Source organism: Nocardiopsis sp. TSRI0078 (assembly GCF_001905145.1).
Lineage (GTDB): Bacteria > Actinomycetota > Actinomycetes > Streptosporangiales > Streptosporangiaceae > Nocardiopsis.
Map to the genome: position 1 here is coordinate 56,011 of NZ_LWLB01000007.1, position 25,948 is coordinate 81,958.

Below are 25,948 nucleotides of genomic sequence, written 5' to 3' on the forward strand. Positions count from 1 at the left end.
ACATGAGTAACAGCACCGGAGACAAGCCGTCAACGCCGTTGCACTCCGTGTCCGTGGCGGGAGCCGTCATCCGCGAGGACGGGCGGATGCTGGTGATCAAGCGCAGGGACAACGGCAACTGGGAGCCGCCGGGCGGCGTGCTGGAGTTGGACGAGACCCCGCAGGAGGGTGTTGTCCGCGAGGTCCTGGAGGAGACCGGTGTCCACGTCGAGGTGGACCAGCTCACGGGCGTCTACAAGAACATGGCCCGCGGAATCGTCGCCCTCGTCTTCCGTTGCACGCCTTCCGGAGGCACTGAGTTCCCAACCTCCGAATCCGTGGCCGTCGAGTGGATCACACCTGAAGAGGCACCTAAACGAATGCATGAAGTCTACGCAATCCGACTACTAGATGCCCTCGAAAAAGAAGCCCCCTGCGTTCGTAGCCACAACGGAGCACGACTAGCATCCGAAAATTAAAACCAACAGGAAAAGGTAGTTAAAAAATAAAGATCACCAAAACACTATACACCCTTCAATCGACAGAAATTTTAAATGGAGTTGACTTTGTCAACGTCTTCTCCAGATAGCCTACCTTCCACAAACCCAAGAATAAGAACATAGGGCTGAAGAAGTGGGTCAATGAAACGGTACTTTGTCTGCCTTCCTTCACCCCTTGTGTCAAAGATTGGCCCCCGGGAATAGTCGCAAAAAGCCTGAAGGTGGCGAATAAAATCAGCCGTTCGTCGGTTCTTTTTGGTTAGGACACTGTAAGGTTCACGGACAGCCGAAGGAAGAAAATATCCCAGGTCATCCGTTTCCGCCAAGGCGCAAGCCAAAAGAACGATCTCATATAGGGCATCAGAACGGTGGCTGGCCGTAGCATCACGATACTTTTGAACAATAGTGTGTGAAGTGCGCTCTACTGCGGCCTGAAGGGCTTGTATATAGTGAACATTCTGCACCTCATCCTTGCCATCCAGGACTGCAAACTCACCCATTAGCCCACCAATCAGGTGAACGTAGTAAGGCAATCCTTGCGAAAGTTCTACACATCGCCTAGCAATCCTACCTGGGACAGTAATTCCTGCAGAGGCAAGACCCTCATTAAGAACTTCAGTCAACTCATCCGACCCCATCCTAGGCATCGGAATCTGCGTGAGCGCACGCTGAATAGACTGATGTCCGCTAATCAAACCTCCCACATCATCAGAAACCCCCACAATAACAACTGTTACAGGGGCCAGGTTATCCGACAGATTTTTTATGAGATCAGAAAAAAGCTCCCTGGCAACATAATCTGGGATCCTGTCAAATTCGTCAATCACAAGAAAAACAGGCGTAACCCTGCCCACTATATTAAGAACCCTGTATGCATCGAATGGAGAAACTTCATCCGCGGTACAGATGGACTCAACCCTCGAAATAGCTTCTGACAAGTCCCGCTGATTTCCTCCGGGGTAAATATCAGATTCCACAAGCGCCTGGGCGTAAAACTTCCTCCAGACAGATGCAAAACTATCATCGGCGCTGCATTGAATCCGAACACCGAAATGCCTAGGTGGAATGTTTGCAACAATGCTTCTTGCCACATGAGCAAGGCTAGTTTTTCCAACTCCGGGCTCACCGAAAACTACAGCATGCTGACCGAGACCCCGCACGGCCGCAAGCACAGAACTGACCTGCTGACCTCGACCCTTTAGAAGACTAAACGTGTCAACGGGAGCACCCGGACGAAAATGCTGACCAAGAGCATCGAGCTTCTCTTGAATTTTATGATCAGGGTGCGCATTTTCTTCATTTGACATTTTTGCAACTTTCTTCTATCGATACCCCGAAAACCAGGCAAGGAAAATCTATTCCTGAATCATTGGAGAGTAGAGGTTTCAACAAGTCCCAGTTGCTCTAAGCCAAACCCCAACTCTCCGCTTCCACCTCATTCCTTATTCAACACCATCCCAACTATCCTACTCTAGCACCAACTACTTCATGATGACCTATCCCCCGCTTACTGGCTTGTCAACCCAGCTATTGCCGAGTTGTACTTGAAGAGATCAAGGCGGCGGCGCAAGCGCCGCCACGGCGGCACGCCGCCCGGCGGGGGCTGCGGGCTGGCGCCCGGTCCCCCGCTCGTTCGGCGATCGCACGTGCGCAGTCCCTGGAGGCTCCCTACGGAAGCGTCTGCACCAAGCACTGTCTGGCGGTACCAAGGGGCTCACGCCCCCTGGACCCCCTGAACCCACACGGAACCTGGCGCGACACAGGGTGCGCAGAAGACAGAGTCCGAACGCGCCAGAACCCGCGTGGAACCTCTACTACGGTCGCCCCCGGTTGAGAGGGCTAAGGACAGTGGTTAGGCGTTGTGCGGGAACGTCGCCGCCAGCCATTCACGGACGGCCTCTGGCGTGCTGTGTCCCCGGGAGGTCAGCAGATCCGTGATGTCCTTGCCGCAGATCAGGACGACCGGATGCTTGTCCTCCCGCACCTCTTTGTACGCCTGACGGTCGAAGTAGGACGTGGTGACGAAGACTCCGAACTGTCGGTGCCGCAGCCGGGAGATGAGCCGGGATGTGTCACGCACCCCGACGCCGTTGGTGGGCGCATAGCACTTGGCCTCCAACGCAAACTCCACCGCGACCCGGTCAGCCATCGGCCCCAGTTCGTACTCTCCCACCGCATCGCGCCCACCGTCACGGCTGGGACGAGTGAGCTCCGTCCGCCCGGTCGAGGGCGCCATCATGCGCCACAGCTCGACGGCACAGGCCTCGAAGCCGTGCGGATCGTCCTTGAAGCGCGAGACGACCTCAGCCAGCAGAGCTGCTTTGTCCTTGCTGGGTTCCTGCTCGGCCTTGGTGCGGACAGTGGTGGTGGAAGGAGCCTGGAGTGGCGTGTACTGGCGACCGTTTACCCAGTGCCGCCACGGTTCAGGAGAGTTGGGCCCGCTAGAGCACCCCGCCAACACCTCTTCGATCCATGCGCGGGTTACAACGGGGACATCCAGGACCGTGAACACGGCCCGGTAGTTCTGGAAGCGCTGCCCCTGCGTACTCCGCCAGATCGCGACAAGCTCTTCATCCGCAGGCAGACCCGCCGCCCCGGGAACGGCCAGGCCGCGGAAGCAGACGTCGCGGCCGCGGCCGGTGTTCTGGAACAACAGGAACGGGAAGACCTGTGACCGATCCTCAGCGGTGCCGTTGGCCCACGTGAAGGTGTCGCGGAGAAGGACGTTGCCCTTGCGTGGCGTGTCGTGGAGTTCGCTTCCGGGCTTTTTGTTGTCGCCGTAGTACGTGAACAGCCCTGTCTGGGGGTCCAGCTCGTCGGGCCAGTCGGGGTCCTTGCCCGAGCTGCAGAGTGCGCAGAGCCGGATGTCCTGGCGAAGAGGCGACCCCTTGTACCGAAAGCCGCCCGAGTTGCCCACGGGAACCAGCTTCCCCACCGGATCATCGCCCGCAGTTCCTTGCGAGCCTCCTGCGTAGACCGCGTCCACGACGAGATCCTGACCTGTGAGCGCGGCGAAGGGGACGATGCTGTCTTGCGGCTGGGGCATGTACGGCAGACTACTTCCGCCCGCTGACAGACCCTGTCGGCAGACGGGCTACCGCGCGCACAGCTATCACAGCGCACGACTCCGCCATCCATGCATGGTCCAGAACAGTCCTTCCGTGGTGCGCTGACGTCACAGTCCCATCGCACATTCATTGCACATGGCTCTGCGAAGTCCCCGGAACCCATGGGAAGCCCTCGGAATATCAGCCCAGGTCACAAGGGGATTCGTCGCTTTGTCGACAGGTCGTTAGGGTCCCCCGGTGCAACGGGACTTCGTGGGTTCAAATCCCACACCCTCCGCAGGTACCGGGGCCGGTGGGCCCGGGCCGTGGCGCATGAGTTGGCCACGGGTCGGGGGCACCGGCCCTCGGTATGTCCGGGGAGCAGGGGTTGCGTGAGCCGTTCAACCGGGGTTGTCCTACCGGGAGGCCGTAGGTACCAGCCCCCACGGTGCCGAGGAAACGGAGTGCCCATGCGTATCGCCGGAATCGCGAACCTGCTGATGGCACTCGTATGGGTGCCGATCGCGGTCTTCGAGCCCTACGAAGGTGACGGCCTGGTCGGCTTTTTCCGCATCTTCAACGCGGTGGTCTTCTCCGCGTTCACCGTCGTATGGATCGCCCTGGAAGTGGTCCGGTACCGTGCCCGGAAGAAGAACGGGCAGCATCAGACCATCTCCCCTACCGGCGCGAGGGCCGCTCCGTAGCCGGTCGTCAGGTGAAGAGCGCTGCGCGCACCGACGTGTGGGTAGAGGCCCGCGTGCCCTGGCCGCCGTGGTCTCGAAGAGACGTCAGGGCACACGGGGGTCTCTGGAGGAACCGCCGGCACACGTCACGACAGGCCGCGGTCGTCCGCCGAGGACGGCGCCGGGGTAGGACCCGGCGAATATGTTTGCACACGGCTCCGTCAGTTCCGCGGCACAGGTCCGGAACACGGCTATACGTGCCCTCCCCGGCCGCTATCCGTCGCGGCCGGAGCCCGCGAACCGCCAGGGCTCGGGAAGCAGCCCGCCCGCGCGCAGGTGGGTGTCCAGCAGCGACAGCAGCCGGTCCGCCTCGCGCAGGGCCGCGTGGGCCTCACCCGCGTGACGCGGACGGGACCGGAGCGCCTCGGACAGGGAGTCGTACAGCCCGGTCGGAAGGTCCGGTCCGGGGGCGTCCCGCGGAACCGGCGTGCTCATGCGACCATCCCCGGTCCCGTCAGGAGGTCCCCGCCCCTAAAACGGCTCCGGCGGATCTCGTGGGCCAGGTAGTACCCCCGCACGAAGGCCTCCGGGGGATCGACCACGGGCAGGGGCTCCCGCGAGGTGTCCTCCGGAGCCGGGCGCGGAGCGGGGATCACGGGAACCGGTGCGCTCGCGGCGGTTCCGGGGTCGGCCACGTAGCGACGCACCCGGGAGGCGCGGCGCCTGCGGGCCTCGGCGCGCAGTTCACGGGCGAGGACGAGCGGTGCCGCATGGAGCCCTCGAGCTGGGCGGATCACTCGCAGGAATAGGGACAACAGAGCCATAAGGTGGTGCATGTCGGCGCTCCCGAAAGCGTTGACCACGGCCCCGGACGCGTTGGCGCGCGTCGCGGGGTCCCGCTGTAGGCGGGGGCTTCATAGTACCTCCTTGTATCTCCTTGTATCTATACGTAGGAAGACGTATCTCTTGGAAGGAGCTCGAGTCGGCACGAATAGCTTCATGCCCATGGAGTTCGACCCTGACGCCGAGATCGATCCGGAAGCGCCGCTCACGGAGTACAAGCAGCTCGCGGGCATCCTTCGGGCACGGATAGCACGAGGAGACTGGGAGGCCGGTCGCCGTATCGCCAGCGAGACGGACCTGACCCAGCAGTACGGCCTGGCCCGCTCCACGGTGCGGCGTGCCATCGCTGTGCTCGTGGAGGAAGGGCTGGTGTTCACCGTGCCCCAGCGCGGCACGTTCCGGAAGTAACTTCGCCAATCCCACAGGTGGGGTGCGGCCACCTCCCGACCCGGGCTTGCACCGGGCGTCCGGACCCGGTTGCCTTACCGGTGAGGGCCTGTCCACCCATCCCCCGCGGCCCCGGAACCAGAGGTGACATGGAACGCCTGCACGGCTTGCTCAACCTCGTCATCAGCGCGTGCTGGCTCTTCCTCGGCGTGAGGAGGCTGCCCTCGGAGGAGAACTCCTCAGCACTGGTCTACCTCGGGTTCGGTGCCCTGTTCCTGGGCATCGGTGTCGTCTGGCTGGTGCGAGCGCGCAGAGGGAAGACCAGGGACGCCGACCGCGTGGTGCCTTCCACCGCCGACTAGTGTGCTGGCCGCAAGTGTTGCCGGTGTGACGGGCGGGCTCCGTCCCCCGTTGATCCTGTACTTGTAGACACTTTCGGCGCCGAAACTCGCTATAGGTACAAGATCACGGCGGAGGGGACGGTCCGACGCACCCTTCCGGTCACCGCGCTCGGGGCTTCGGCTCCAGCGGAGGCATCGTCCCGCCGCATCGGGGAAGGTTGCTGGACATGTTCGGACGACTGCACACCATGGCCATCGACTGCCCCGAACCCGGCGCGCTCGCGGACTTCTACGCCGAGCTCCTCGGGCTGCCCGTGACCCGCAGGGACGAGCACTGGGTGGTGGTCGGGCAGGAGTGGCCGCGGCTGGCCTTCCAGTACGCGCCGGACCACAGGCCGCCCGAGTGGCCCGACCCCGAGCGGCCGCAGCAGATGCACCTCGACGTGTGGGTGGAGGACATCGACGCCGCCGAGGAGAGGGTGCTGGAGCTCGGAGCCAGGCGACTGGCGGTCGTCGAGGACGACCCCGACAACCTGTTCCGGGTCTACGCCGACCCCGCGGGGCACCCGTTCTGCCTGGAGTACCCCGCGCGGACGCCCGAGCCGCCCGGCTAGTCCTCCTCCTCGGCGTGGTGGGGAAGGATCACCACGGGGATCTCGGAGTGGTGCAGCACCCCCTGGCCGACAGAGCCCAGGAGCAGGCCGCGCACGGTCCCCCGGCCGCGCGAGCCCACGACGACGGCGTCGGCACCCTCGGCGGCCCGGAGCAGCGCGTTGACCGGGCTGTCCTGGGTGCGCACCACGCTGACCTCCACGTCCAGGCCCTCGCGGCGCTCGTCGGCGGCGTCGGCCAGCATCCCGGCCACGAGCTCCTCGGACTTGCGGTCGAACAGCTTCTCCTGCGGCTCGTAGCCCATGGCGGTCATCGCGACCGGATCGTAGGGGTAGGGCACCTCCCAGCTGTTGACCACGACGAGCTCGCCCCCGCTCTCGCTCGCCAGGTCCACTGCCAGGTCCAGCGCCCTGCGCGCGTTCGTGGAGCCGTCCACACCGACCACGACCCGGTTCAGGGAGGTCGTCGCGGGCCGCCCCTCGTGCGAGGGCACCACCACGACGGGGCAGGGCGCCTGGGCCGCGACCCGGACGCTCACCGAACCCACGAACATCGACGCGAACGCGCCCAGGCCCCGCGTGCCCACCACGAGCAGGTCGTGGGGGCGGCAGTGCCGCAGCAGTGCCAGCGGCGCCTCCTCCAGCGCGGTCTCCGTCTCCACGGTCACCGACGGCTGGAGTTCGCGGACGCGCTCGGCCACCCGGTCCATCACCTCGGTGGCCTGCTCCGAGATCTCGGCGGTGGGGTCGAAGCGGGTGGGCCCGGGATCGGCCGACACGACCATCGGCATCCCCAGCGCGTACACGGCCAGGATCGGCGCGCCCCGGCGTGCGGCCTCGGCGGCCGCCCAGTCCAGTGCCGCACGGGAGTGGTCGGAACCGTCGATTCCCACGACGACCTTGGACGGATGCTCCTTGCTGCCTGCCATAGTTCCCCCTCAACGCGTGCTCTGCGGACACATACCCCGCCGCGCGGCACCCCGGCACGGCACCCGCCGCGGTCCGTCACCGCCGCGGGAGGCACGGTCACTCGTCCCCGGACTCCGGCGGCAGGACGGCGACGGGCACCGTGGAGTGCTGCAGCACCCCCTGGCTGACCGACCCCATCACCAGTCCCCGGACTCCCCCGCGGCCACGCGAGCCCACGACGAGCAGGTCCGCCTCCCGGGACGCCTCCACCAGGGCGTCCACCGGGTTGGACTGCGTCCGTACCGCGCTGATGTCCAGGTGCTCGGTCCGGTCGTCGACCACCTCGGCGAGCAGCCCCGCGACCACCTCCTCGGACTGGCGGTCGAACGTCTCCTCGTGGAGGGCGCGGTCGTCGGCGGACAGCGACTCGGCGTCCGCGGGCAGCGGCACCTGCCAGCTGTGGACCACCACGACCTCGGAACCGCCCACCAGGGCCTCGTGCAGGGCGAAGCGCAGTGCGCGGCGGGAGGACTCGGACCCGTCCACGCCCACCACGACGCGGTTCCGGCGCGGCGGCGGCTTCTCCAGGTTGGGTACCACCACCACGGGACAGGGCGCGTGCGAGGCGGCGCGCACACCGACCGAGCCCAGCATGATCGCCCGGACCCCGCCCAGGCCGCGCGAGCCCATCACGATGACGTCCCCGTGCCCGGCCTCGTTGAGCAGGACGGCGGGCGCGTCCTCCGGCGCCAGGACGGTCGCCACCTCCACCTCGGGCCGGGCACGGTGCACGTACGCGGCACCCGCGGCGAGCAGGTCGTACCCCGCCTGCCGCAGGTCCTCGACGGCGAAGTTCCCCGAGGCGCCGTAGGCGCCGATCACCACCGGCATGCCCAGGCCGTGCACGATCCGCAGCCGTGCCCCGCGCCTGGCCGCCTCCTCGGTGGCCCAGGCCAGGGCCGCGTTGGCGGCGGGCGTGCCGTCCACGCCGACCACGACCGAGGGCGGACGTCCCTGTGCGTTCATTCGCGACCCCTTCCCTTGTCCTTCCCCTGTCCGAAAGCGGATCCCGGAAACCAGTGAGGGGCCGCGCACACCGCTCCCAGCCCTCACCTGCGCCAGGCGAACGCCTCCCCCACGGACGCCGCCAGCTGGAGGTAGGAGTCCCGCGTGGCGGGCGCGAGCTGTTCGAGGTCCACCTCGGCGCCCTCCTCCAGGTGCCCGTCCCACGGCACCCGCACCACGTCGCGGCACCGCCCGGCGAAGTGCTCCTGCAGCCGGTTCAGGTCCACGCTGCTCTTGCTGTCGGACCGCACCATCGACAGCACCACCACCGCGCTGCGGACGAGGGCGCCGTGGCCGTGCGCCTCCAGCCAGTCCAGGGTGGCGCTGGCGCTGCGCGCCCCGTCCACGGAGGCCGAGCTGACCAGGACCACCTGGTCGGCCAGCCCCAGTACTCCCCGCATCGCCGAGTGCAGCAGCCCGGTGCCGCAGTCGGTGATGCAGATGGAGTAGAAGTGCTCGACGATGCGGGCCACCTCCCGGTAGTCGGAGTCGCTGAACGCCTCGGAGACCGCCGGGTCGCGGTCGGAGGCCAGGATCTCCAGACGGCTGGGTGCCTGCGAGGTGAACCCGCGGATGTCGGCGTAGCGCGACACCAGGTGGCGCTCGTTGAGCAGGTCGCGGATGGTCGCGGCGGTCTCCAGCCGCACCTTGTCCGAGAGCGTGCCCCGGTCGGGGTTGGCGTCCACGGCCAGTACCCGGTCGCCGCGCAGGGACGCCAGGGTGGCGCCGAGGGCGACCGTGGTGGTGGTCTTGCCGACACCGCCCTTGAGGCTGAGCACGGCCACCCGGTGGTGTCCGGTCGCCACGGGCGTGCAGGCACGGGCCACCAGCTCGCGCCGGCGCAGCACCTTGGCGGACTCCCCCGGGTTGACCAGGCCCAGGGTGGCGGCGTGCACGGCCCGCCGCCAGCCGCCGCTGGGGCCCTGGCGCCGGTTGCGCACGAGGGTGGCGGCGTTGAGGGAGTCGGAGGTCTCCTGCTCCCGTCCTCCTCGCCACCGGTCCGGCGGTCCCGCCGACGGACTCGCCGGAGACTCCGCCTCCGAGGGCGCCGCCGGCCTCGCGGGGGGCGTGAGGCCGGCACGCGGCCCGGTGAGCGTGGGCGGGGGCTCGGGGCGGCTCCGCGGGGCCCCCGTGGGCCCGGGCGGGAAGGGGCCGTCGGGCTCGGGAGGGCCGCCGCTCGTCCGCGTCCCGGGGACCGTCCCCGCGACGGGAGGCGGTCCGGACCCCGGCCCGGGCTCCGTCCCCGCACCGGATCCCGGGTCCGGTGCGGCCGCGTCCGTTCCGGCCCCCTTCCGGTCCTCCCGGCCTGGGAGCCCACCGCGGTCGGGCTCCAGCGGCGGCAGCTGCTCGGGCTCGGGCACGTCGGAGTCGTGGCGCGGCCCGCGTGGCGACAGCGGGTCCGGCTCCCCGCCCGGCCTCGCGGGGCGCTGGAGCCACTGCCGCTGCGGACGCCCGCGCGAGGAACCCGGCAGCAGCCGGACCGTGCTGCCCCGCATCTCGTCCTCGGCGTCGTCGGAGTCCTCGGAACCCTCATCAGCCGCAGAGGCTCCCGAGGTCTCGGGCACCTCAAGCGCGTCAGGAACCTCAGGAAGTTCTGACACCTCAGGGAGCTCACGCTCCTCAGATGTCTCGACCGACCCAAACGGCTCCGAAAGTCCGGGCAGCTCCGAGGGCTCGGGCACCACGGACGGCCGGGACGGCCCCGGCCCCGGTTCCCCTCCCGCGTCGGCGTCCCCGCCGGCGCCCTCGTCCCCGCCGTCCTCGGGCGGGTCCTGGTGGCCCGTTCCCTGGTACGCCGTCCCCGGCACCGGGAACGGCGTGTCCTCGGGCATCCGGGCGTAGGGCGGCGGGGGCGGAGCGGCCCCCTCGAACCCGCCGAACCACTGCTCCCGGGGGGAGGGAGCGGGTGCCGCCGGATCGGGCGGGGCCCCGGCGCCCGCCTCCTCGGACTCCTCCGGGCCCTCGGCCGGACGCCCCGGCCCGACCCGCTCCTCGCCCTCCGGTACGGGACCCGCCTCGGCGTTTCGGCCCGACCCGTTCTGTTCCTGGTGTGCCACCGGAGTTCTCCTGCTTCAAGGGGGTGTGCTGTGGAGGGAGGGGTACCGCAGCGGGGAAGGGACGGATCCCGCTCCCTGGGATCACTCCTACCCTCCCGGCCCCGCCGGAGTACCCCCGGGGCGGATGAACAGAGTGATCCGTTGACTGCCGGGGAACCTCCCCGGGTACTGTCTGGCTCATGCACGCGATCCGTATCACCGAACCGGGCGGCCCCGAGGTCCTGTCCTGGTCCGAGGTTCCCGACCCCGTCCCCGGCGAAGGGGAGGTCCTTGTGGACGTGGCCGCCAGCGCGGCCAACCGGGCCGACGTGGCCCAGCGCCAGGGCAACTACGCACCGCCTCCCGGGGCCTCCGAGTACCCGGGCCTGGAGTGCTCGGGCACCGTCGCGGCGCTCGGCCCCGGCACCGGGGAGTCCGGGTGGTCCGTCGGCGACCCCGTGTGCGCCCTGCTGTCCGGGGGAGGCTACGCCGAGAAGGTCTCCGTGCCGGTGGGCCAGCTGCTGCCGGTGCCCCGGGGCGTGGACCTGGTGGAGGCGGCCGCGCTGCCGGAGGTGGCCTGCACCGTGTGGTCCAACCTGGTGATGGTGGCGGGCCTGCGCGCCGGGGAGACCGTCCTGGTGCACGGCGGCGGCAGCGGTATCGGCACCTTCGCCGTCCAGTTCGCCCGCGCCCTGGGCGCCCGGGTGGCCGTCACCGCGGGCAGCCAGGAGAAGCTGGACCGCTGCCGCGAGCTGGGCGCCGAGATCCTCATCAACTACAGGACCGAGGACTTCACCGAGCGCATGCGCGAGGCGGGCGGCGCCGACGTCGTCCTCGACATCATGGGCGGCTCCTACCTGGACGCCAACCTGCGCTCCCTGGCCACGAACGGCCGCCTGGTGATCATCGCGCTGATGGGCGGACGCAGCGCCGAGGCCGATCTGGGCCGTATGCTCGTGAAAAGGCTTTCCGTACAGGCGACGACCCTGCGTTCCCGCCCCCGGGAGGAGAAGGCGGCCATCGTCTCGGGAGTACTCGAACAGGTGTGGCCGTTGGTAGAACAAGGAGTCGTCCGCCCCGTCGTCGACCGCTCGGTCCCGATGCGGAACGCGGCGGAGGCGCACCGCGTCATGGAAACGAGCGCGCACACCGGAAAGATCCTTCTCACCCGTTGACGGCGTGCCGGTGATATCCAGGTAAGGGGACTGATGAGCAGCGCAGACAACCCGAACGAACTGCCCCATGTACTGGTCATGGGGGCCGACCAGCGTGAGGGCCAGGAGGAGGACGGCGCGGAGGAGCCCCGCTCCCTCGCCGACATGGTGGAGCAGCCCGCCAAGGTGATGCGGATCGGCAGCATGATCCGCCAGCTCCTGGACGAGGTGAAGGCCGCTCCGCTGGACGAGGCGAGCCGGGCCCGCCTCAAGGAGATCCACACCTCCTCCATCAAGGAGCTGGAGGACGGCCTGGCCCCCGAGCTCATCGAGGAGCTGGAGCGGCTGACCCTGCCGTTCGCGGAGGGCTCCGCGCCCAGCGACGCCGAGCTGCGGATCGCGCAGGCACAGCTGGTGGGATGGCTGGAGGGCCTGTTCCACGGCATCCAGACGACCCTGTTCGCCCAGCAGATGGCGGCCCGCGCCCAGCTGGAGAACATGCGCAAGGCCCTGCCGCCCGGCGTCTCCGGCCTCCAGGCCCAGGGTCCCGGCGGCCCCGGCGGTCCGGGCGGGGAGCCGCACGGCTCCGGCCCGTACCTGTAGCGCATGAAGGACACGGAGCCCGCCCCCTGACCGGGGACGGGCTCCGTCGCGTACCGGCCTACTTCCTCCTGGCGACCGGCTCCAGGACGTCGAGGCCCAGGTAGGGGCGCAGCGCCTCGGGGACCGTCACCGAGCCGTCCTCGCGCTGGTGGTTCTCCAGGATGGCGACGATCCACCGGGTGGTGGCCAGCGTGCCGTTGAGGGTGGCGGCGAAGCGGGGCTTGCCGTCCTCGTCCCGGAACCTCGTGTTGAGGCGGCGGGCCTGGAACTCGGTGCAGTTGGAGGTGGAGGTCAGCTCCCGGTAGGTCTCCTGGGTGGGGACCCACGCCTCGCAGTCGTACTTGCGGGCGGCGCTGGTGCCCAGGTCGCCGCCGGCGATGTCCACCACGCGGTAGGGCAGCTCCAGGCTGTCCAGCATCTCCCGCTCCCAGGCGAGCAGCCGCTTGTGCTCCTCGTGCGCCTGGTCCGGGTGGGTGTAGACGAACATCTCCACCTTGTTGAACTGGTGCACCCGGATGATGCCGCGGGTGTCCTTGCCGTAGGAGCCCGCCTCGCGGCGGAAGCACGGCGACCAGCCGATGTAGCGGTGGGGCAGCGCGTCGGCGGGCAGGATCTCCCCGGCGTGGTACCCGGCCAGCGGCACCTCGGAGGTGCCCACCAGGTAGAGGTCGTCGTTGGGCAGGTGGTAGACCTCGTCGGAGTGCGCGCCGAGGAACCCGGTGCCCTCCATGGTCTCGGGCTTGACCAGCACCGGCGGGATCATCGGCGTGAAGCCCGCCTGGACGGCCTGGTTCATCGCCATGTTGAGCAGCGCCAGCTCCAGCCGGGCGCCCACACCGGTGAGGAAGTAGAACCGGGCGCCGGAGACCTTGGCGCCGCGCTCCATGTCGATGGCGCCGAGCATCTCGCCCAGCTCCAGGTGGTCGCGCGGGGTGAAGTCGAACCCGCGCGGGGTGCCGACGGTCTCCAGGACCTCGAAGTCGTCCACACCGCCCTCGGGGGCGCCCTCCTCCACGAGGTTGGGCACGGCGGCCAGGGCGGCGTTCAGCTCGTCGGCGAGGCGTCCGGCCTCGGCGTCGGCCTCCTTGACCTCGGCGGCCAGCGCCTTGGCCCGGACCAGGAGCTCCTCGCGCTCCTCGGGGGAGGCCTTGGAGACGGACTTGCCCACGCTCTTCTGCTCGGCGCGCAGGGTCTCGAACCGGGACAGCGCGGAGCGGTGGCCGGCGTCGAGTTCGAGCAGCCGGTCGGCGACGGAGGGATCCTCCCCGCGGGCCCGCTGCGAGGCACGGAGTCGTTCGGGGTCTTCTCGAAGAGCGCGAAGGTCGATCACGCCTTGCAGGTTACCGCCCGGGTCCGATCTCCCCGACATCTTTTCCACAACCGCGTCATGGACGTGGGGAAACGGCGTCCTCCCCGTGACAGGACCTGACGAGGGGAGACGGCGATGGGGCCGATGAACGAGATGACCGCCGAGGACCTCGCCTCCGTGTCGGAGGTGCCGAAGGCCACGCGCCCGGGGGACGTCGCGCTGCGGCTGGCCCTGTGCCTGGAGCTGCTGCACCGCGCCACCACCCTGGAGGAGGCGGCGCCGGCACGCTCGGGGAGGGCCCCGTGGCACGGGTCCGCCGCCCCTCACGTTCCGGCGGCGGGGCACCGCGCTCCCCGTCTGAGCGGGGGAGTCGTCACCGGCCCGGGGGTGTGGGGACGGGAGGAGTGCTGGGAGGGGTGCCATTCGCACATGACGATGGTGGCGTCGTCGGTGAGCCGGTCCTCCTGGTGGGCCAGGATGGCGTGGACGAGGCGGCGCAGGGCCTCGGGAGCGGACTCCCCGGCGGAGAGGGCGCGGATGACGAATCCGGCGAAGCGCTCCTCCCCGAACAGTTCACCGGTACGGGGGGAGCGGGCTTCGGTGACACCGTCGGTGTAGAGCAGGACGCGGTCGCCGGGTTCCAGGTGGTACCGGTGGATCCGGTGCTCGGTGCCGGGGAGGTCGCGGCCCAGACCCAGAGGAGGCTCGGGGTCGCGCTCCAGCGCCCCGGGCACCGGTTCGTGGTCGCGCAGCAGCAGCGGTGCGGGGTGCCCGCGGTTGAGCCAGCTCAGCTGTCCGCTGACCAGGTCGAGGCTGGAGAAGACGCCGGTGACGTAGCGGTCGGGAAAGACCTCGCTGACACTGGTGTCGACGATCTCCTCCAGGTTCGCGCCGTTGCGGCGGGCGTTACGGTAGGCGGCCAGGGCGACCGAGGCGATCAGGCCGGAGACCAGGTCGTGGCCCATCGCGTCCAGGATGACGGTGTACAGGGTGCTGCTGTTCAGCGTGTGGTCGAAGGCGTCTCCGTGCAGGTTGTAGGCGGGCTCCAGGACCGCGCTGGAGGTGACCGTATGGCTGCCGACGGTACGCGGTGCCAGGGAGGCCCACACCATCTCGGCGGGCAGTTGCATCGGAGCGACACGCTTCGTGGAGGTGTAGGCGTCGCTGTAGAGGCCCTTGGTGGTCACGATCATGGCGATCAGGGGTGACAGCGACCGGTAGAGCTCCAGGGCGGCGGTGTCCAGGACGGGAGCCTGCACGCTCAGCACGCCGACCCGCTCGATACCGTCCAGCACCGGCAGCCACAGCGTCAGGTCGCCGCTGTCCGAGGTGGCGATCCGGGGTGACATGGTGCGGTAGCACCAGCCCGCCAGACTGCTTTCGACCGCCACGGACCTGGGCTGCTCGGTCCGCTCGTCGGGTAGTGCGACCAGGGTCTGCTGCTGGACGTCGGCCAGGTACACGGTCAGTCTGGTGACTCCCAGTGCCTCGCCGTGCCGACGCAGCAGCGCGGGCAGCTCGTCGGGGGCCATCCGGTGGCTCTCCTGCAGGATCCGGCCCAGCACCATGTCACCCCGGCCGGTCGTCCCCTCGCTCGTTCGTCCGCCCATCCGTCATCCGTGCGGGCACGCGCTCCGTCGCCTCACACGAGGGTCCCGGCCCGTACCCCGGCCGGCCGCGCACACGCCTCCAGCACCCCCGTGTTCCGCGTCCCCTACCCATCCGCCTTCCGGAGCGCGGACCGCTCCCCGCCGGGCCCGGCCTCCGCCGGTCCGCCTCGCTCCAAGGTCACATCCAACGCATGTCCCCCGGCAACCCGCCACACCCGTCCTAGGCGAAAGGGTGGTACGGGCGCCCCGGAGACGGGAACGGGTCCGCGAGGACCGGGGAGGAGGCCTCCGGCCGGTCCGCCAGGCGGTGTTCCTCGGGCCCTCGCCTCGCCCCGCCCCTCGCCCGCCACCGCCCTCGAACGACGGCCTTCGGCCACGGCCCTCACACGGCACCCGCCCGCGGCACCTCCAGCGACCCCGCGTGCGCCCGAACAGCCCCCCGGGACCCAGGGCCCGGCTCGGAGAACAGGCTCTAGTCGACCCGGCCGGCCCGGACGCGCGCCAGCCACCGCTCGGCCTCGACGAAGTCGGCGTCGGTGGCCGGGCGGGGCCGCAGCGGCGGGTTGGTCACGGCGGCCCGCCCGTCGCGCGGGTAGCTGCCCAAAAAGCGCACGTCACGGCACACCCGCCGGATGCCCATGAGCGCCTCGCCGACCCGGGCCTCCGACACGTGCCCCTCGGCGTCGATGCAGAAGCAGTAGCTGCCGAGCCCGTCGCCGGTGGGGCGCGACTCCAGCCTGGTGAGGTTGACCCCGCGCACGGCGAACTGGTTGAGCACCTCGATCAGGGCGCCGGGGTGGTCGTCGGCGATGAAGGCGACCAGGGACGTCAGGTCGGCCCCGGTGGGATCGGGCAGCGCGCCGGGCCGGGACAGGTAGATGAAGCGGGTGGCGGCGTCGGACCGGTCGCCGACCCCCGAGGCCAGGGCGCGCAGGCCGTACCGCTCGCCGGCGATCACCGCGCAGATCGCGGCGTCGTAGGGCGCGCCGGGCTCGGACACGGCACGCGCGGCGGCGGCCGTGGAGGAGACGGTGTGCGTGTCGGCGTCGGGAAGGTGCCGGGCGAGCCAGCCCCGGCACTGGGCGAGGGCGTGGGGGTGGGTGGCCACCCGCTTGACGTCCTCCAGGGACGTCCCGCCGCGCGCGAACAGCGCGAACTCGACGGGTATGGCCGTCTCCCCGGTGATGAGCAGCGGGGCGCCGTTGACCAGCTCGGCGATGGTGGCGGTGACGCCGCCCTCGACCGAGTTCTCCAGCGGGACCACCCCTCCGTCCGCCGCGCCGGAGCGGACCGCGTCGAAGACCGACGCGATCCCCTCGCAGGGCACGCGGGCACCGTCGGGCGCGTCCGGGCGCAGGTCGCGCAGCGCGGCTTCGGTGAAGGTGCCCTCGGGGCCGAGGTAGGCGTAGCGGTTGGGCATGCAGCCAGGCTATACGGCGCCGTGGCCCGGGTGCGGCTGTCCGTTGCGGCCCGTGGGGCGCAGCGCGGTGACGAAGGGCTCCCGGTCCCCGTCGCCCCGTGCGGCCCCGGTGCCCGGTGCGGTCCCGGAGGGCGCGGCACCCGCGTGCGCGGTCCACTCCCCGCCGTCCCCGCCGTTCTCACCGGTCCCCGCGGCCGGGGGCGCGGAGCGGGCCGGGGTGCTCCCGGCCGTCATGCTCGCGCCGATCCCCTCGCCCAGGCGGGCCGAGCGGACGACCCGGTACTCCTCGGGGCTGAGCAGGATGTCGGACTCGCCGCCCACCACCGGCTTGGCGTAGGTGCGCGTCTCGGTGCGCCCGTTGATGGAGGTGACGACCACACCGTCGCCCTCGCTGTTGAGCAGTGCCAGGGAGAAGGAGCGGGCGCCCGACATCTCCTCCAGGGCGTCGTAGTGGAGTACCGCCACGTCGCGGACGGCGAGCGGGTCCACGCCCGAGGCGCCGACCTCCGCCGTCCGCTGGGCGATCATCCGGGAGTCGTTGTCGGCCACCCGGGTCCTGGACAACGCGTACCCGCCGAGGGCGAGCGCGCCCAGACCCGAGAGCATTCCGGTCAAAGCCAGGATCGTAGTGAACACAGGGCGAGCGTATAGCTACGCACTGAATCCATGGGGTTACTTGAGGCGATTTCGCCAACTCATGTGACCGACTTTGCCCGCCAGTTGCCAACCGGCCGTACGCGCGCGCTCCCGGGTCCGGTCCCACTGGCGCCGCGCCGTGGGCCGCAGCTCGCGCACCGCCAGCGCCCGCGCCACGTCCGCGAACTGGCGGGCGCGGTGCAGCTGTGCGCGCAGGTCGGTGCCGGTGGCCCGGTGCTCCAGCGGCACCTCCACCTCCAGCACCCGAAAGCCGGCGTGCAGCACGTCGATGGTCAGGCCGGTCTCCACGCCAAAGCCCGCGGCCAGCGGTTTGGCCGCCTCGAAGGCGGCGCGTGTGATGCAGCGCTGGCCGTTGAGGGGCTGCTCGGGCTCCCACCCGGTGGCCTTGCGGACCCCGCCGCGTGCGAGCCGCACCACGAACCCGTGCCCGCCCAGGCGCGTGCGCGTGGCGGGGAAGAGGGCGATGGTCATGTCGGTCTTGCCGCCGGTGACCGGCTCGATGAGCGGGGCGGCGTCCGCGGCGGTGGCCTCCAGGTCGGCGTCCAGGAACAGCAGGTGCCTGGGGGGACGGGCCGCTTCCTCCCCGTGCGCCTCGATGAGCCGGACGCCCTCCGCGCCCGTCTCCATCGCCGCTCCCTTACCGCGGTTGCGGCCGTGCCTGAACACGCGGGCTCCGGCGTCGAGGGCGACGTCGGCCGTACGGTCGGCGGAACCGTCGTCGACCACGACGACCAGGTCCACTCCGGGCAGGGCGCGGGCGGCCCTCACGGTGGCGCCGACCCGTGGAGCCTCGTCCTTGGCCGCGATCACCACGGCGACCCCGGTCCCCTCCGGACCGCCGTTCTCCCCCCGGAACACGCGCGCCCGCCTACGGGGCCGTGCCGGTCCCCGCGGCCACCGGCGACGCGTCGAGATCGGGATGGATGACGAAAACCTCGTCCAGGCCGGTCACCTCCAGGACCTTCGTGACCGCGGGCATGGGCGCCACGATCTCCAGGTCGCCGCCCTTGTGGCGGGAGCGCTTCATGGCGGAGAGCAGCACGCTGATGCCCGTCGAGTCGCAGAACTCCACCCGCGACATGTCGACGAGCAGCCGCCGCGCCCCTCCGTCCAGGGCCCCGACGAGCTCGCTGCGCAACTGGGGTGCCGTGTACAGGTCGACCTCACCGCCCACGGTTACCACCGCGACGTCTTCCTGAGACCGGCTTGATATCTTCAACTCCACAGTCGTGACTGTAGCGGCCGCGTCACCCGCGGGCCACCTCAGCGACGGTGTTTCGCGACATCGGAGGCGTTCCCGGGCCACGCGGCACGGGCTTTCCCCGGATACGGAACCGGCCGGCGGACCCGCTCAGATCAGGGCGCTCCGGGCCCTCTCGTCCTCCCGGTCGTCCAGCCGCAGCTCGACGACGTCGGCCGCGTCCGGGCAGGAGATCTTCCCCAGGCTCTCGGGCAGGCCCTCGGCCGTGCCCTCCTCCTCGTCAGCGGCCCCATCGGCGGGGATCTCCAGGACGGCCCACACCGTGGTGGTGGTCGCGTCCATCTCGGTGCCCCACCGCCCCGACAGGGTCTGGACGATGCTCAGACCCCGGCCGCCCAGGCCGGAGACGGAGGGAGGCGCCACGCGGGGCATGGTGCAGGATCCGCCGTCGCGCACCGCGATCTCCACCCAGCCGCCCGACTGCGATCCGCGGTCCGCCTCGGCGCGCCAGGACACGCCGACACTGTTCTCCGGGTTGCCGGGGGTGGGCAGGGGCCTGGCGTGGCGCAGGGCGTTGCTGACGAGTTCGCTGAGGACGAGGGCCGCGTCGTCCACGCGCTCCTCGTCGACCTTCATGGCCCGCAGGTCGCGGCACAGCCGCTGCCTGGCGTCGGTCACGCTGGCGGGGGTGTAGGGGAGCGTGACGCTCCGCTCGACCTGGTGCGGGCGGTCCCCGGCGTCGAGTGGGGTGTGGTCTCCTGACACGTTGAATCCCTGCGCGTTCGTGCTCTCTCGGGCGGTCCGGAACCCGCCCGATGTGTGCCAGCGAATTCCACCAGGGGTGGAAATGCCCCGATCACCTCGGGAGGAAACCCACCGCGAGGTGAATCACCGGGTACGGCTCGCACGTCGGCGCGGGGATCGCTGACGTGGCAGGGGTTCTGGGCTTGATGATGTTTTTGTTGTTTCCTGTGACTCAGGTTGCCTGGGGGACGGCTCGGACCGTGTAGGGGTCCGCTCGGCGTCCTCCGGTGCGTCCTCGCGGTACAGGGGCACCGTGAACCGCATGCGCGCCCCGCGCTCCAACCGCTGGGCGGTGACGTCGCCGCCCTGGTCCCGCGCCAGCTGGCGCACGATGTACAGGCCGAGGCCGAGACCTCCGAAGCCGGAGTCGGAGTCGTCGCCGCGCACCCCGGACTGGACGAAGCGGTCGAAGATCCGCTCCTCGTCGCCCGGCCGCAGCCCCACGCCCTCGTCGTCGACCACGACCGCGACGGCGTCGTCCTCCTCGCGGGCGCTGACGTGTACGCGCCCGCCCTCGGGCGAGAACTTCAGGGCGTTGTCCAGAAGCTGGTCCATGATCATGCTCGTGGCCAGCGGGTCCCCGGACGTGGGCGGGAGCGGCGGCAGCGCCTCCAGGGTGACGTCGTGCCGGTCGGACAGGGGGCGGAAGGCGCTGACCGCCTGCCGCAGCACCTCGGGCAGGTCGAACCGGTCGCGGCCGGCCCGCATCTGGCCCCGGGAGACGTCCGAGCCCAGCTGGAGCCGGTCCACCAGCGTGGCCAGGGCGGAGGAGCGCTCGGCGATGGTGCCGACCGCCTGGTACTGAGAGTCCGGGCTGAGCCGGGACCACTTGCGCAGCAGCGTGGTGGCGTAGCCGTGGATGACGGTGATGGGGGTGCGCAGCTCGTGCCCGCTCGTGGCCAGGAAGGCCTCGCGTTCGTCCTCCATGGCCTTCTGCGCGGTGATGTCGCGAAAGTCCACCACCCACTCGCGAGTGCGCGGGATCTGCGCCATGAGGATCTCCAGCCAGCGCCCGTCCTTGAGCCGGTGCTTGACCGGCTGCCCGTGGCAGGCGGGCAGCGGGAAGGGCGGGTGGCGCCCCTCCACCACCTCGGCCCCGTAGCCGGTGAGCTCCACCGCCGAGCGGTTCCACTTGAGCACCCGGCCGCCGAAGTCGAGCACGGCGATCCCGTCGGCGCTGGAGTCGGCCACCGCCTGTTCGTGGACGCGCTGGCGGTTGAGCTCCTCGTAGGCCAGCGCGTTGCCGATCGCCACGCCGGCGTGCGCCGCGAGCAGTTCGAGCAGTTCCAGCTCCACGTGGCCGACCTTGCGCTGGCTGTAGAGCGCGTACAGGGCCCCGTAGGGCCGGCCGTGCACGTTGGACACGCCCAGAGCGATGGTGTGCAGCCCGGGCAGGTCGGCCCAGACCAGGTCCTGCAGGCCGCGGGTGTCCTCGTTGGCCAGCAGCACGGACTTGCCGCTGCGCAGCAGCTCGCCGAAGAGGCTGTCGTCCAGCGCCGCGCTGAACCCCCGCAGGTCCTCCGACAGCTCGGAGATGCTCACCAGCTCCACGCGGTCCTCCTTGAGCAGGACGAAACCGCCCGCGTCCGCGCCGGTGAGCTCGGTGATGCCGCGGGAGATGCGGTCGAGCACGGTCCTGCGGCTGAGGTCGGCGTTGATGTCGACGACCACGTCGGTGAGCCGCCGCACCAGGCGGGCCCGCTCCATCGCCGAGGATCGGGCCTGCACGTCGCTGTCGGAGGGGTAGAGGCTGAGCACCCACCCGGCGACCCCGCCGCCGGCGTCGGGCACGCGGTTGGTGTTGATCCGCACGTCGATGACCACGCCGTCCCTGCGCACCCGGCGCGTGTGGATGGACAGCGGCGTACCCGCGCGCACGTGTTCGAGCACCGCGCCGTGCTCGGCCTTCAGCTCCGCGGGGACGATCGGCAGCTCCTCCCCGAGCACCTCCTCCTCGCGCCAGCCGAACAGGCGCTCGGCGGCCGGGTTCCAGAGGGTGACTCGGAGTTCGCTGTCGACACAGACCACCGCGTCCGCTGACGCGGCCAGCACGGCTTCGGCGCTGAGGGGCGCGCGCTCGGAACTCACGACGTCATAGTGCCACCCGGAGGCCCCCGAGGGGCAGTGCTTTGCGCAATCGGCGCCAAATCGACGGAGCCGGGCCTCGGACGCCCTGACCGGAAAGGGTTCACCGGGCCGCGCCCGCGGAGCACGACACCGCTCCTGGCGGCACCGCAGAACAGCGGGAGCGGCGCCGGACGCGGGGCCGACCGGACGGCGCATCCCACCGGTCACACCCCCGACGTTTCCGGCCAGCGCGCCCGAGGGGGCAGGAAGGTCAGATGACGCGGGGCTCCGCGCCGTCCTCCGCCGCCAGGTCGCGGCCGGCGTGCTGCCAGGCCTGCATGCCTCCGGCGACGTTGACCGAGTCCCACCCGGCCTGGTTGAGCGCGGCGACGGCCTGAGCGGAGCGGCCGCCCACACGGCAGACGACGTAGACCCTCCGGTCCTGCGGCACCTCGGCCGCGCGCCGGCCCAGCTCGCCGAGCGGGATGTGCGTGGCGTCGGGCGCGTGGCCCGCGTTCCACTCGTCGTCCTCGCGGACGTCGAGCACGTAGGCGTCCCCGGGCACCTCGGTGACGTCGGCCTCCGGGACCTCGCTGCCGAACATGTGACCCCCTGTGTCTGCGTACTTCGTAAAATGTGAGAATCCGGGGAACCCGGTGGGTTCTCCCCGCGTCCGAACCATATGGCTCAGTACACCTTCGCGACGGCCCTGCCGACCCGCCTCGCCGCTCTCGCAGCCCTTGGCCTGCTTATCACGGCCTGCGGCAACGAGCCCGCCGAAGTGAACGCGCCGGCCCCCCGGACCGACGAGACCACCAATCCCTCCGACCCGGCCGAGGACCCCTCCGGCGACGCCGAGGTCCGACTGACGATCGAGCGCTCCCTGAGCGACGATGAGGCCCTGACCCCCGAAGAAGGCTACGAGGAAGGGGTGTGGACCCTGACCTGCGGCCCCGTGGGCGGCGACCACCCCGCCCCCGAGGAGGCGTGCGAACGGATCGAGGAGGTCGGCGCGGAGCCGTTCGTCCTCGACACCTCCGACATGATGTGCACCATGCAGGTGGGCGGCCCCGAGGTCGCCCACGTGACCGGCCACATCGACGGAACCGACATCGACACCCGGTTCGACAAGCACAACGGTTGCGAGATCGAGCGCTTCGAGACCGTGGAGGCGGTGCTCAACCCCTGACCGGGGCGCACCGGTACCCGGCCACCGGCCGGCGGGAGGGGGAGTCGGGCCGCACGGCCCGGCTCCCCCTTCCTCCGTACCGGGGTCAGGCGGTGGGCGCGGTGTGGGGCGTGTCCCAGAAGGCGACCTCGTGGCGCATGCCCTCCAGGAAGAGGCGCTCCGCGCGTTCGGGGTCGGGATCGGCCTCCTCCAGCATCCTCCCGTAGTGCTCGGTGAGGGTGGTGAACTCCGGGTCGGCGTAGGTGTCGACCCACCGGCGGTAGCGCGGCTCCTCGGGGCGCTTCTCCGCCAGGGCGAGCCCGAGCTGGTTGTAGCCCCACATGCAGGGGTAGACGGCGGCGAGCCCGTCGCGGTAGTCCGCGGCGGCGTCGAGCAGCCACGCGGTGTAGGCCGCGCAGGCCGGCCCCTTGTCGCGGGTGGTCAGGTCCGCGCCGAACTCCCCGGACAGGGAGCGGTGCAGCTCCAGCTCCTCGTTGAGGGTGCTGTGCGCGATGCCCACCAGGTCGGCGAGGTGCTCGTCGGGGGCCTGCCAGGCCAGCCGGGAGAAGGCCCGCGCGTAGTCGAGCAGGTAGAGGTGGTCCTGTTCCAGCCAGTACCGGAAGGCGCGGTCGTCGAGGTCGCCCCGGGCGATTCCGGCGACCGTCGGGTGCGCCAGCTGTTCGGCGACCAGCGGCCGCCCGATCTCATGGAGTCGTTCTGTGATTCCCACGCCCGGAGTGTCCCATCCGCCGGCTCGTGTCCTCAATGCGCCCTGTGTTCCCGATGCGGCCCGCGTCCCCCGTGGCCGATCAGGCTGACCAGCGGGTTTGTCGAAAGTTTCGGCAGGCAAGCGCTTCCCATTGATAGCCCCGACGAAACCTTCCATTTCTTCACCAGCCAAAACTTCCCCTGAACCCCAGCTCACGGCACACCTGTGACTTATATCTCTCGCAGGGGTTGACCAGGTCATCGCGAATACGTACATTCTCGTTCAGTAAGTTTCGATACTAGTTTCGAAAGTTTCGAATGACCAGTGCCCGACCTCCACCAGTCGACGGACCCCCTCTCCGCACCCCCACCGAGCACAGAAAGGCACACCTACATGACCGGACCCTCTGACCACGTCGCCGAACGGGAGGACGCCGCCGAGAGCTGGCGGGACCCCTCCCTCCCGGCAGCGACGCGCGTCGAGCGACTGCTGGGGTCGATGACCCTGGAGGAGAAGGTCGCCCAGCTGCACGGTGTGTGGGTGCGCGCGGACGCCTCGGGGGAGGCCGTCGCACCGCACCAGCACGACCTCGCCCAGGAGCCGCCCGAGTGGGAGCGGGTGATCGCCGACGGCCTCGGACAGCTCACCCGTCCCTTCGGCACCGTCCCGGTGGACCCCGTCGCCGGACGCGCGTCGCTGGCCCGCAGCCAGCGGGAGATCATGCGCGCCAACCGCTTCGGCATCCCCGCCGTGGCCCACGAGGAGTGCCTGGCCGGGTTCGCCGCCTGGACCGCGACCATCTACCCGGTTCCCCTGGCCTGGGGCGCCAGCTTCGACCCCGACCTGGTCGAGCGGATGGCCGCCCAGATCGGGGAGAGCATGCGCCGGGTCGGCGTCCACCAGGGCCTGGCGCCCGTACTGGACGTGTCCCGCGACCCCCGCTGGGGCCGCACGGAGGAGACCATCGGCGAGGACCCCCACCTCGTGGCGACCGTCGGCACCGCCTACGTACGCGGCCTCCAGTCCAGCGGGATCGTGGCCACCCTCAAGCACTTCACCGGGTACTCGGCCTCCCGCGGCGGCCGCAACCTGGCACCGGTCTCGGTCGGCCCGCGCGAGTTCGCCGACGTGCTGCTCCCGCCCTTCGAGATGGCCGTACGCGACGGCGGCGCCGGATCGGTCATGTCCGCCTACAACGACAACGACGGGCTGCCCGCCGCCGCGGACACCGGCCTGCTCACCGACCTGCTGCGCAAGCGGTGGGGCTTCGAGGGCACCGTGGTCGCCGACTACTTCGGCATCGCCTTCCTCCAGACCCTGCACCGCGTCGCCGAGTCCACCGCCCGGGCCGGGGCCCTGGCCCTGACCGCTGGTGTGGACGTCGAACTGCCCACCGTGCACTGCTACGGCGACCAGCTCACCGCCCTGGTCCGCGCGGGCGAGGTGCCCGAGGATCTGGTCGAACGGGCCGCCCGGCGCGTGCTGCTCCAAAAGTGCGGGCTGGGCCTGCTCGACGCCGACTGGACCCCCGAACCCGAGGACCCCGACGCCCCCGTGGACCTGGACCCCGCCGAGCACCGCGCCCTGGCCCGCGAGCTCGCCGAGCACTCGGTGGTGCTGCTGTCCAACCCCGGCGACACGCTCCCCCTGGCCGGCGCCGGGGACCTGGCCCTGGTCGGCCCGCTCGCCGACACCGCCGACGCCGTGCTCGGCTGCTACTCCTTCCCCGCCCACGTCGGCAGGCACCACCCCGACACCGCCGTCGGCGTGGAGATCCCCACCCTGCTGGAGTCCCTGCGCTCCGAGCTGCCCGGTACGAGCGTCGAGCACCGGGCAGGGTGCTCGGTGGACGGCGACTCCACCGACGGGTTCGACGAGGCCGTGCGGGCCGCCTCCCGCGCCCGGGTGTGCGTGGCCGTGGTCGGTGACCGCTCCGACCTCTTCGGCCGGGGGACCTCCGGCGAGGGCTGCGACGCCGAGGAGCTGCGCCTGCCCGGGGTGCAGCAGGAACTCCTGGAGGCCCTGGCCGACACCGGCACCCCCGTCGTCGCGGTGGTGGTGTCCGGACGCCCCTACGCGCTGGGACCGGTCGCCGACCGGCTCGCCGCCGTCGTCCAGGCCTTCCTGCCCGGGGAGGAGGGCATGCCCGCCCTGGCCGGCGTGCTCTCGGGGCGGGTCAACCCCAGCGGGCGCCTGCCGGTGTCCGTGCCGCGCTCGTCCGGCGGCCAGCCCACCACCTACCTCGGCCCCGACCTGGCCCACCACAGCGACGTCAGTTCGGTGGACCCCACCCCGCTCCACCCGTTCGGGCACGGCCTGTCCTACACCCGGTTCTCCTGGGAGGACCCGCGCGTGGACGGCCGCCCCGCCCCCCGGGACGAGGTCCCCGTGACCGGCACCGACGGGGAGGTCACCGTCGGCTGCACCGTCCGCAACGTCGGCGGCACCGCCGGCACCGAGGTCGTCCAGCTCTACATGCACGACCCCGTCGCGCTGGTGGCCCGGCCCAGGAGGCGCCTGGTCGGCTACGCGCGGGTGCACCTGGAGGCGGGCGAGGCGCGGGCGGTGGACTTCACCGTCCACGCGGACCTGTCCTCCTACACCGGGCCGGACGGGCGGCGCGTGGTCGAGCCCGGCCGCCTGGAGCTGCTGCTGTCCGCGTCCAGTGAGGACGTCCGGCACACCGTCCCGGTCCTGCTCCAGGGCCCGACGCGCGTGGTGGACCACACCCGCCGCCTGGCGTGCGGCGTCCAGCTCGACCCCGTCGACCGGGAACAGGAGGTCGCCGCACGCGGATGAGCCCCCGCGGCTGAGCACTCCTCGAACACCCCCCACACCCCCCGCT

General features: G+C 70.5%; 26 protein-coding genes. 9 read left to right on the plus strand and 17 right to left on the minus strand.

Annotated elements, in window-relative coordinates:
• Nucleotides 1–2: 2 nt before the first annotated feature.
• Nucleotides 3–458, plus strand: coding sequence for an NUDIX hydrolase (locus A6A08_RS08235; protein ID WP_242422181.1), 456 nt, complete (start codon nucleotides 3–5; stop codon nucleotides 456–458).
• Nucleotides 459–529: 71 nt separating this feature from the next.
• On the opposite strand, the gene A6A08_RS08240 is transcribed toward A6A08_RS08235, so the two are convergent.
• Nucleotides 530–1,786 carry an AAA family ATPase gene (locus tag A6A08_RS08240; protein ID WP_083608984.1) on the minus strand — a complete coding sequence of 419 codons (1,257 nt, stop codon included), beginning with the start codon at nucleotides 1,784–1,786 and terminating at the stop codon, nucleotides 530–532.
• 545 nt (nucleotides 1,787–2,331) lie between these two features.
• Nucleotides 2,332–3,525, minus strand: a complete 1,194-nt coding sequence (locus tag A6A08_RS08245; protein WP_073701949.1) for a restriction endonuclease — start codon at nucleotides 3,523–3,525, stop codon at nucleotides 2,332–2,334.
• 471 nt (nucleotides 3,526–3,996) lie between these two features.
• On the opposite strand from A6A08_RS08245, the gene A6A08_RS08250 reads away from it, so the two are divergent.
• Nucleotides 3,997–4,230 (plus strand): hypothetical protein, encoded by a 234-nt coding sequence (locus A6A08_RS08250; protein ID WP_073701950.1) that lies wholly within the window; start codon nucleotides 3,997–3,999, stop codon nucleotides 4,228–4,230.
• Between the two features lie 252 nt (nucleotides 4,231–4,482).
• On the opposite strand, the gene A6A08_RS08255 is transcribed toward A6A08_RS08250, so the two are convergent.
• Entirely contained in the window at nucleotides 4,483–4,704 is a 222-nt protein-coding gene (locus A6A08_RS08255; RefSeq protein WP_073701951.1) for a hypothetical protein, read from the minus strand.
• Complete coding sequence (locus tag A6A08_RS08260; RefSeq protein WP_242422182.1) at nucleotides 4,701–5,006, minus strand: hypothetical protein; 306 nt, start codon at nucleotides 5,004–5,006, stop codon at nucleotides 4,701–4,703. Before A6A08_RS08260 ends, A6A08_RS08255 begins: the two co-directional genes overlap by 4 nt.
• 208 nt (nucleotides 5,007–5,214) lie before the next feature.
• On the opposite strand from A6A08_RS08260, the gene A6A08_RS08265 reads away from it, so the two are divergent.
• From A6A08_RS08265 to A6A08_RS08275, 3 genes are all read left to right on the plus strand, one after another.
• Nucleotides 5,215–5,460 (plus strand): winged helix-turn-helix domain-containing protein, encoded by a 246-nt coding sequence (locus A6A08_RS08265; RefSeq protein ID WP_073701952.1) that lies wholly within the window; start codon nucleotides 5,215–5,217, stop codon nucleotides 5,458–5,460.
• Between the two features lie 128 nt (nucleotides 5,461–5,588).
• The gene (locus tag A6A08_RS08270) at nucleotides 5,589–5,801 is read left to right on the plus strand and encodes a hypothetical protein (RefSeq protein WP_073701953.1); all 213 of its coding nucleotides are present in this window, start codon (nucleotides 5,589–5,591) and stop codon (nucleotides 5,799–5,801) included.
• 206 nt (nucleotides 5,802–6,007) lie between these two features.
• Nucleotides 6,008–6,394, plus strand: a complete 387-nt coding sequence (locus tag A6A08_RS08275; RefSeq protein ID WP_073701954.1) for a VOC family protein — start codon at nucleotides 6,008–6,010, stop codon at nucleotides 6,392–6,394.
• Here A6A08_RS08275 and A6A08_RS08280 read toward each other — a convergent pair.
• The 3 genes from A6A08_RS08280 to A6A08_RS08290 form a co-directional block, all read right to left on the minus strand.
• Nucleotides 6,391–7,320 (minus strand): universal stress protein, encoded by a 930-nt coding sequence (locus A6A08_RS08280; RefSeq protein ID WP_073701955.1) that lies wholly within the window; start codon nucleotides 7,318–7,320, stop codon nucleotides 6,391–6,393. The two genes, A6A08_RS08275 and A6A08_RS08280, sit on opposite strands and share 4 nt — an antisense overlap.
• Before the next feature lie 97 nt (nucleotides 7,321–7,417).
• Nucleotides 7,418–8,326, minus strand: a complete 909-nt coding sequence (locus tag A6A08_RS08285; protein ID WP_073701956.1) for a universal stress protein — start codon at nucleotides 8,324–8,326, stop codon at nucleotides 7,418–7,420.
• Between the two features lie 83 nt (nucleotides 8,327–8,409).
• Nucleotides 8,410–10,422: a MinD/ParA family protein gene (locus A6A08_RS08290; protein WP_073701957.1), complete on the minus strand. Its 2,013-nt coding sequence runs from the start codon at nucleotides 10,420–10,422 to the stop codon at nucleotides 8,410–8,412.
• 179 nt (nucleotides 10,423–10,601) lie between these two features.
• On the opposite strand from A6A08_RS08290, the gene A6A08_RS08295 reads away from it, so the two are divergent.
• Nucleotides 10,602–11,576 (plus strand): NAD(P)H-quinone oxidoreductase, encoded by a 975-nt coding sequence (locus A6A08_RS08295; protein WP_073701958.1) that lies wholly within the window; start codon nucleotides 10,602–10,604, stop codon nucleotides 11,574–11,576.
• 33 nt (nucleotides 11,577–11,609) lie between these two features.
• A complete protein-coding gene (locus A6A08_RS08300) occupies nucleotides 11,610–12,158 on the plus strand; it encodes a bacterial proteasome activator family protein (protein WP_073701959.1) in 549 nt (182 codons plus the stop codon).
• 58 nt (nucleotides 12,159–12,216) lie between these two features.
• On the opposite strand, the gene serS is transcribed toward A6A08_RS08300, so the two are convergent.
• From serS to A6A08_RS08345, 9 genes are all read right to left on the minus strand, one after another.
• Nucleotides 12,217–13,488: a serine--tRNA ligase gene (serS, locus tag A6A08_RS08305; RefSeq protein WP_073701960.1), complete on the minus strand. Its 1,272-nt coding sequence runs from the start codon at nucleotides 13,486–13,488 to the stop codon at nucleotides 12,217–12,219.
• A 302-nt stretch (nucleotides 13,489–13,790) separates the two neighbouring features.
• Nucleotides 13,791–15,077 (minus strand): PP2C family protein-serine/threonine phosphatase, encoded by a 1,287-nt coding sequence (locus tag A6A08_RS08310; RefSeq protein WP_083608986.1) that lies wholly within the window; start codon nucleotides 15,075–15,077, stop codon nucleotides 13,791–13,793.
• A 472-nt stretch (nucleotides 15,078–15,549) separates the two neighbouring features.
• The gene (gene pheA, locus A6A08_RS08315) at nucleotides 15,550–16,497 is read right to left on the minus strand and encodes a prephenate dehydratase (protein ID WP_073701962.1); all 948 of its coding nucleotides are present in this window, start codon (nucleotides 16,495–16,497) and stop codon (nucleotides 15,550–15,552) included.
• A gap of 9 nt (nucleotides 16,498–16,506) precedes the next feature.
• Complete coding sequence (locus tag A6A08_RS27020) at nucleotides 16,507–17,133, minus strand: DUF4446 family protein (protein WP_143181715.1); 627 nt, start codon at nucleotides 17,131–17,133, stop codon at nucleotides 16,507–16,509.
• A 36-nt stretch (nucleotides 17,134–17,169) separates the two neighbouring features.
• Complete coding sequence (locus A6A08_RS08325) at nucleotides 17,170–18,012, minus strand: glycosyltransferase (protein ID WP_073701963.1); 843 nt, start codon at nucleotides 18,010–18,012, stop codon at nucleotides 17,170–17,172.
• Nucleotides 18,013–18,022: 10 nt separating this feature from the next.
• Nucleotides 18,023–18,379 carry an STAS domain-containing protein gene (locus A6A08_RS08330; protein ID WP_199866877.1) on the minus strand — a complete coding sequence of 119 codons (357 nt, stop codon included), beginning with the start codon at nucleotides 18,377–18,379 and terminating at the stop codon, nucleotides 18,023–18,025.
• Nucleotides 18,380–18,505: 126 nt separating this feature from the next.
• The gene (locus A6A08_RS08335) at nucleotides 18,506–19,120 is read right to left on the minus strand and encodes an ATP-binding protein (protein WP_073701964.1); all 615 of its coding nucleotides are present in this window, start codon (nucleotides 19,118–19,120) and stop codon (nucleotides 18,506–18,508) included.
• A 123-nt stretch (nucleotides 19,121–19,243) separates the two neighbouring features.
• On the minus strand, nucleotides 19,244–21,247 hold the full coding sequence (locus tag A6A08_RS08340; protein ID WP_073701965.1) for a PAS domain S-box protein: 2,004 nt from the start codon (nucleotides 21,245–21,247) through the stop codon (nucleotides 19,244–19,246).
• Between the two features lie 250 nt (nucleotides 21,248–21,497).
• On the minus strand, nucleotides 21,498–21,830 hold the full coding sequence (locus A6A08_RS08345; RefSeq protein ID WP_073701966.1) for a rhodanese-like domain-containing protein: 333 nt from the start codon (nucleotides 21,828–21,830) through the stop codon (nucleotides 21,498–21,500).
• 78 nt (nucleotides 21,831–21,908) lie between these two features.
• Here A6A08_RS08345 and A6A08_RS08350 point away from each other — a divergent pair, with 78 nt between their 5' ends.
• On the plus strand, nucleotides 21,909–22,415 hold the full coding sequence (locus A6A08_RS08350; protein WP_073701967.1) for an SSI family serine proteinase inhibitor: 507 nt from the start codon (nucleotides 21,909–21,911) through the stop codon (nucleotides 22,413–22,415).
• An 85-nt stretch (nucleotides 22,416–22,500) separates the two neighbouring features.
• On the opposite strand, the gene A6A08_RS08355 is transcribed toward A6A08_RS08350, so the two are convergent.
• Complete coding sequence (locus tag A6A08_RS08355; protein ID WP_073701968.1) at nucleotides 22,501–23,124, minus strand: TenA family protein; 624 nt, start codon at nucleotides 23,122–23,124, stop codon at nucleotides 22,501–22,503.
• Between the two features lie 372 nt (nucleotides 23,125–23,496).
• On the opposite strand from A6A08_RS08355, the gene A6A08_RS08360 reads away from it, so the two are divergent.
• Nucleotides 23,497–25,902 carry a glycoside hydrolase family 3 N-terminal domain-containing protein gene (locus A6A08_RS08360; RefSeq protein WP_073701969.1) on the plus strand — a complete coding sequence of 802 codons (2,406 nt, stop codon included), beginning with the start codon at nucleotides 23,497–23,499 and terminating at the stop codon, nucleotides 25,900–25,902.
• The last annotated feature ends 46 nt before the right edge of the window (nucleotides 25,903–25,948 follow it).